General features: G+C 70.5%; 8 protein-coding genes. 6 read left to right on the top strand and 2 right to left on the bottom strand.

Features of this window, described 5'->3' with window-relative positions; translation table 11 throughout:
• Positions 1-43 precede the first annotated feature (43 nt).
• The gene (locus VFB40_RS03565; protein WP_324847813.1) at positions 44-379 is read right to left on the bottom strand and encodes a YnfA family protein; all 336 of its coding nucleotides are present in this window, start codon (positions 377-379) and stop codon (positions 44-46) included.
• Positions 380-534: 155 nt separating this feature from the next.
• On the opposite strand from VFB40_RS03565, the gene VFB40_RS03570 reads away from it, so the two are divergent.
• Positions 535-1,368: an SAM-dependent methyltransferase gene (locus VFB40_RS03570; protein ID WP_324847814.1), complete on the top strand. Its 834-nt coding sequence runs from the start codon at positions 535-537 to the stop codon at positions 1,366-1,368.
• A 57-nt stretch (positions 1,369-1,425) separates the two neighbouring features.
• Here VFB40_RS03570 and VFB40_RS03575 read toward each other — a convergent pair whose 3' ends face one another.
• On the bottom strand, positions 1,426-2,280 hold the full coding sequence (locus VFB40_RS03575) for an NAD(P)-dependent oxidoreductase (protein WP_324847815.1): 855 nt from the start codon (positions 2,278-2,280) through the stop codon (positions 1,426-1,428).
• A gap of 158 nt (positions 2,281-2,438) precedes the next feature.
• On the opposite strand from VFB40_RS03575, the gene VFB40_RS03580 reads away from it, so the two are divergent.
• From VFB40_RS03580 to VFB40_RS03600, 5 genes are all read left to right on the top strand, one after another.
• Complete coding sequence (locus VFB40_RS03580) at positions 2,439-3,146, top strand: RraA family protein (protein WP_324847816.1); 708 nt, start codon at positions 2,439-2,441, stop codon at positions 3,144-3,146.
• Between the two features lie 46 nt (positions 3,147-3,192).
• Positions 3,193-3,630 (top strand): helix-turn-helix domain-containing protein, encoded by a 438-nt coding sequence (locus tag VFB40_RS03585; RefSeq protein WP_324847817.1) that lies wholly within the window; start codon positions 3,193-3,195, stop codon positions 3,628-3,630.
• A gap of 36 nt (positions 3,631-3,666) precedes the next feature.
• Positions 3,667-4,092 (top strand): VOC family protein, encoded by a 426-nt coding sequence (locus VFB40_RS03590; RefSeq protein WP_324847818.1) that lies wholly within the window; start codon positions 3,667-3,669, stop codon positions 4,090-4,092.
• A 210-nt stretch (positions 4,093-4,302) separates the two neighbouring features.
• Positions 4,303-5,358 carry a pectinesterase family protein gene (locus VFB40_RS03595; RefSeq protein WP_324847819.1) on the top strand — a complete coding sequence of 352 codons (1,056 nt, stop codon included), beginning with the start codon at positions 4,303-4,305 and terminating at the stop codon, positions 5,356-5,358.
• Between the two features lie 141 nt (positions 5,359-5,499).
• The coding region (locus tag VFB40_RS03600) for a YceI family protein (RefSeq protein WP_324847820.1) at positions 5,500-5,955 on the top strand (456 nt) is incomplete at its 3' end.

Raw genomic sequence — 5,955 nt, forward strand, 5'->3', positions numbered from 1 at the left:
CGTCTCGCAGCGGAGACGGCCGGGAGCCGCGGTATGTCCGGCCTCAGCGACCGCGCGGCGCGTACATGATCACGCCGACTCCGATCAAGCAGAGCACTGCGCCGATGACGTCGAAGCGATCCGGTCGATACCGGTCCGCGACCATGCCCCACACCAGCGATCCGGCGACGAACACCCCGCCGTAGGCGGCCAGGATCCGGCCGAAGTGGCTGTCCGGCTGCAGTGTCGCGACGAATCCGTACACGCTGAGGGACACGACTCCCGCGCCGATCCAGGCGAGGCCGCGATGGTCGCGCAGTCCCTGCCAGACCAGCCAGCAGCCGCCGATCTCGAACAGGGCGGCGAGAAGGAACAGCGCGACGGAGCGAGCAGGGATCATGCGAACGAAGGTAGCCCCTTCCCTCCGGTCGCCTGTCCGCGGCGCGCGGCAAACGACGGACGGCGGACAGCGGTTCACGGACCTGTCCTCATCGCGCGTCGTCGAGTACGAGTACGCTCGTCGCCTAGGCGAGAACTGCACCACCGGAAGGGCACATGTCTAACGCGGACTTCGATCGAGTCGCACACCTGCTCGGTGAAGGAGTGCCGCCCTCGCGGATCCACACCGACCAGCCAAGCCCCGCGCGCATATACGACTACTGGCTCGGCGGTAAGAACAACTACCCGGTGGACCGCGACGTGGCCGAGACCATCCTGGCGATGGCGCCGACGACCCGAGCCAGCATCCGAGAGAACCGCGACTTCCTGTTGCGCGCCGTCTCCTTCCTCGCGCATCGGGGCATCGACCAGTTCCTCGACATCGGCTGCGGGCTGCCGTTCTCCCCCAATGTGCACGAGGTCGCGCAGCGCGTCATTCCGCAGGCCCGGGTGACGTACGTCGACTCCGACCCGATCGTGCGCGCCCACGCCCAGGCGTTGATGCAGAGCGGCGACATGGAGCACATCGCGGTACTGCACGCCGACGCCCGCGATCCGGAGGCGATCCTTCAGCATCCTGACACGCGGCGGGTGCTCGACTTCGGCAAGCCGGTGGGCGTGCTGCTCGTCGCGCTGCTGCACTTCGTGCAGGACTACGACAACCCGGCGCAGATCATCAGCCGCCTGATGCGCGAAGTGCCGGCGGGCAGTTATCTCGTCATCTCGCACGGAACCGCGGACTTCAATCCGTCGGGGGCGCTGGAGGCGACCGAGTCCTATCGCGCCACCTCGTCATACGTACCGCGCACCGGCGCGGCGATCGAGTCGCTGTTCCTCGGCATGCCGCTGGAGGAACCCGGGCTGGTGCCTATCGCGCAGTGGCCGGACCCGAGCGTGCCGGCGCGCGCGGAGGAGTTCGGGCTGTACGCGGGAGTGGCGCGCAAGGCCTGAGGACGGCGGCGCACGACCCGCGCCCGCGACGAGCGACGCGGACGCAGACGAACGCACTCAGCTGAAGACGCGGATCACCGCCGCCATGTCGTCACCGCCCAGCCCCGCCTGCGCGCCGTCCTCGAACTGCGCGTTCAAGGCCGTCATCAGCCGATCGTCGCAGCCCGCCGCCTGCAGCGCCTGCACGATCAGCGCCGAGTCCTTGACCGCGCCGCCGAGCGTGAACGCCGGGGCGAAGTCGCCGACGATCATCGTCTTGCCCTTCAGCTGCGCGTATTCGCAGTCCAGCGGGCCGCCCGAGATCGCCTCCAGGAACAGCGCCGGATCCAGGCCGAGCTGCCTGGTCAACGCGATGCTCTGGGCGGTGGCTCCGGTCACCGACAGCACCCACGAGTTCGCGGCGAGCTTGAGCCGGTGGCCGTGGCCGGGATGCTCGCCGACCCACACCGTGCGCGCGCCGATCGCGTCGAGCACCGGCGCGACCCGTACCCGTAACTCCGTCGGCCCGGCCGCGAGCACGATCAGCTTGCCCTGCTCCGCCGGCTGTCTCGTGCCGAGCACCGGCGCGTCGATGAAGCCGATCTCATGCCGGTCGGCCAGCCGGGCCAGCCGCGCGGTCCCGTCCAGGCCGACCGTGGCGCTCTGGATCCACACGGCCTGCTCGTGCATCGCGGGCAGCGCCTCAGTCATGACCTGCTCGACCGCGTCGGCGTCGAACAGCATGGTCAGCACGACTTCGGCGCCCGAGACCGCCGTCGCCGGGTCCTCGGCGACGCTCGCGCCGACGTCCGCGAGCGGCAGCGCCTTGTCGGGACTGCGGTTCCACACCGTGACCTGCTCCCCCGCCCGCGCCAGGCTTCGCGCCATCCCGGACCCCATCAATCCGGTCCCCAACACGGTCACCTTCGTCATGACAAGACCTCCAGGGATATCGCGGCCGCCGGCGGACCCGCTTGCCGATCCGCCGGGCCGGGCCAGCGCTGCCTCAGCTGTGCCAGGCCCGTCTACCCCGGCCGCAGCGGCGGATGCGTCGGTGCCCTCCGCGCGGGGGCCTGGCAGGATACGGCGACATGGACTATGCGGAACTTCGGCAACGCTTCGCCACGCTGACCACGGCGCATCTCGCCGACGCCTGCATTCGCGCCGGGGTGCCGGTGCGCTGCGGACCGGCGGGTCTGGCGGCGGTCGTCCCTGGCAGCCGCGTATTCGGCCGCGTCCTGCCCGCGCGGCACGTCGGCAGCGTCGACGTGTTCCTCGAAGCCTTCGCGGGCGCCGAGCCCGGTGACGTGCTGGTCGTGGACAACGGCGGCCGGTCGGACGAGGCCTGCGTGGGCGATCTGGCGGTGCTCGAAGCGGCGGACGCCGGGCTGTCCGGGATCGTGGTCTGGGGCCTGCACCGCGACACCGCGGACATCCGCGCGATCGGGCTGCCGGTGTTCAGCCTCGGCGCGCTGCCGACCGGACCGCTGCGGTTGGACGACCGCCCGCAGGACGCGCTGGACTCGGCCCGGGTCGGCCAGTGGACCGTCGGCCGCGCGGACCTGGTCGCGGCCGACGAGGACGGCGCGCTGTTCCTCCCGGCCGACCACGCCGCCGAACTGCTGGCGAGCGCGGAGCGGATCCGCGACACCGAGCGCGGCCAGGCCGACCGCATTCGCGCCGGTGAGGGGCTGCGCCGCCAGCTCGGGTTCAGCGGATACCTGGAGCGCCGCCGCGCCGAGCCTGCACTCACCTTCCGCGAGCACCTGCGGTCGGTCGGCGGGGCGATCGAGGAGTAGCCGGACGCGGCGCCCGATTGTCGGCGCCGCGACCTACGCTGGCCGCATGGCTCAGGTCGTTCCGCATGCCCGGCATCTGCTGCGGGCCAAGGACCTCATGGACTCGCGCTACGCCGAACGGCTGACGGTGGCCGACGTGGCGCGGGCGGCCGGGCTCGGGCGGGCGCAGTTCAGCCGCGAGTTCAAGCGCGCGTTCGGCGAGTCCCCGCACGTCTACCTGCTGACCCGGCGGCTGGAGCGCGCGGCCGCGATGCTGCGCTTCACGGACCGGTCGGTCGCCGAGATCTGCATGAGCGTGGGGCTGGAGAGTATCGGCTCCTTCACCACCAGCTTCACCCGGACGTACGGCGTCTCCCCCACCGCCTACCGCTCGAAGTTCCCGCCGGCCTCGACCTTCGCGCACGTCCCGGGCTGTGTCGTGCGTTTCTACGGAAGGCCGCGACATCAGACGTTTCGAGAAGACGGCGGCGGCGCGCGGACATAGCGTTGGGGTCGTCGCCAACCCGTGCAGGAGGCTCGAATGTACAAGATCGCGACGACCCAGCTGTGGGTCACCGACCAGGACGAGGCGCTCGCCTTTTACACCCGCAAGCTCGGCATGGAGGTCCGGTCGGACGTCACCATGCCGGAGATGGGCGGCTTCCGCTGGCTGACGGTCGGGCCGGCCGGGCAGCCGGACATCGCCATCGTGCTGATGGCCATCCCCGGCCCGCCGGTGATGGACGAGGCGACCGCCGACGACGTGCGCGCGCTGGTGGCCAAGGGATTCGCCGGCACCGTGTTCCTGACCACCGAGGACTGCCAGGCCGAGTACGAGGCGCTGAGCGCGCGCGGCGTGGAGTTCGTCGAGAAGCCGCAGCAGCAGCCGTACGGCATCGACTGCGGGTTCCGCGACCCGTCCGGCAACCACCTGCGGCTGACTCAGATCACCATGCCGGGCGTGTGACCGGCGGCCGCGGCGGCGCTGAGGGGCGGCGCTGATCGGCGCCGTCTGAGAAGCGCGGGGAGCGGCGGGGGATTCGGCGGCGGACCGTTGACGGCGGTCCGCCGCTGCTTTAACTTCACCGGCGGACGGCCCGTCCGGCCGTCCACCGCCTGCCGGGTATGAGGGTGTCCGGCACGCAGCCGCCTACTTCGCTTCTCATGGATGGCCCACATGCGTGTATCAGCCCTCACCCGCTTCAGCCTGGCCTGCACCTGCAGCACCGCCCTCGCGGCGTTCGCCACCTTCTGCGCCGCGCCGCCGGCGCACGCCGCCGTCACGATCACCGTCGCGAAGAGCGGCGGCCAGTACACCAGCGTGCAGGCCGCGGTGAACGCCGTGCCCAACAACTCTTCGACCTCTTACATCATTTCCATCGGCGCCGGCACCTACTCGGAGACGGTGACCGTCCCGGCCTCGAAGCTGCACCTGACGCTGCTCGGCGCCACCGGCAACGCCGCCGACGTGGTGATTCAGGCCTCGAATTACGCGGGCGAGACCAATCCCGCGACCGGCTCGGCCTACGGAACGCTCGGCTCGGCCACGGTCACCGTGAAGGCGAACAACTTCACGGCCGAATACCTCACGTTCGCGAACAACTTCAACAAGAACAACTACCCGGGCGTCAGCGGCACCCAGGCCGTCGCGCTGGCCATGCAGGGCGACCGGCAGGTGTACAAGTACGACAAGTTCTGGGGACATCAGGACACGTTGTTGTCCTGGAGCAACACGCCGAGCGTCGACATCCGGCAGTACGTCTACGGTTCGACCGTGGACGGCGACGTGGACTTCATCTTCGGCAACGGCACGCTGGTAGTCGACCGCAGCACCATCAACGTGGAGAACGACGGCGTCTACAGCAGCGGCGCGCTCACCGCACCGGCGACGTACAGCAGCCAGGCGTACGGGATCCTGATCACCGGCAGCACGGTTGCGTCCTCGCTCGCCGCGAACACGGTTTACCTCGGCCGCGCGTGGGTGCCGTACAGCGGCGCGGTACCGCAGGCGGTGATCCGCAACACGGTGCTGCCGGCGGCGATCCATGGGTCGGGCCCGTGGACCGGCATCTCCGGTGCCACCTGGACCGCCGGCCGGTACTACGAATATGCCAATTCCGGGCCGGGCGCGGCGGTCAACTCCAGCCGCCCGCAACTGAGCAGCAGCGCCGCGGCGAACTACACGGCAGCCAAGTACCTCGCCGGCGGCGACGGGTGGAATCCGGTGGTCTGAGCGGCTACGACTGACGATTGACCCGTCCTCTCACCGGCGTCCGACCCGGCGTCTGACCGGCCTCTGACCGGCGAGGGAGGCGAAAGTCTCCTGATTCGCGCGGTGGTGGCGGCAACCGGGCGCGGGGCCTAACGTGGCCCCATGCCCGGCTCTGTGCAACTCGGTCCGTCCGACGGCCGCATCATCCTGCGCACGTACCGCGAGGGGCTGGCCGCGCAAGTCGGCCACGACCTCGTGCTGCAGATCACCGAGTGGTCCGCAGCGGTGACGCCACCCGGGGTGGAAGGCGGTCCCGCGATCGAAGCGCGCGTGGACCTGACCTCGCTGCGCGTGCTGGAGGGCACCGGCGGCGTGAAGCCGCTGACGGACAAGGACCGGGGCGACATTGTCGGCAACGCCCGCAAGTCGCTCGGCACCGAGCGGAATCCGCAAGCGGTGTACCGCGCCAACGCCTTCACGCCGAGCGGTGACGGTGGAACGTTCAACGGCACGCTGAGCCTGCACGGCGTCGAGAAGCCGCTGAGCCTCACCCTCACCCGGATGGAGCAGGGCGGGTATCGGGCCACGGCGAAGGTGACGCAGACCGAGCACGGCATC

The sequence above is a fragment of the Actinocrinis sp. genome, assembly GCF_035650855.1.
In the GTDB taxonomy this organism is placed as follows: Bacteria; Actinomycetota; Actinomycetes; order Streptomycetales; family Catenulisporaceae; genus Actinocrinis.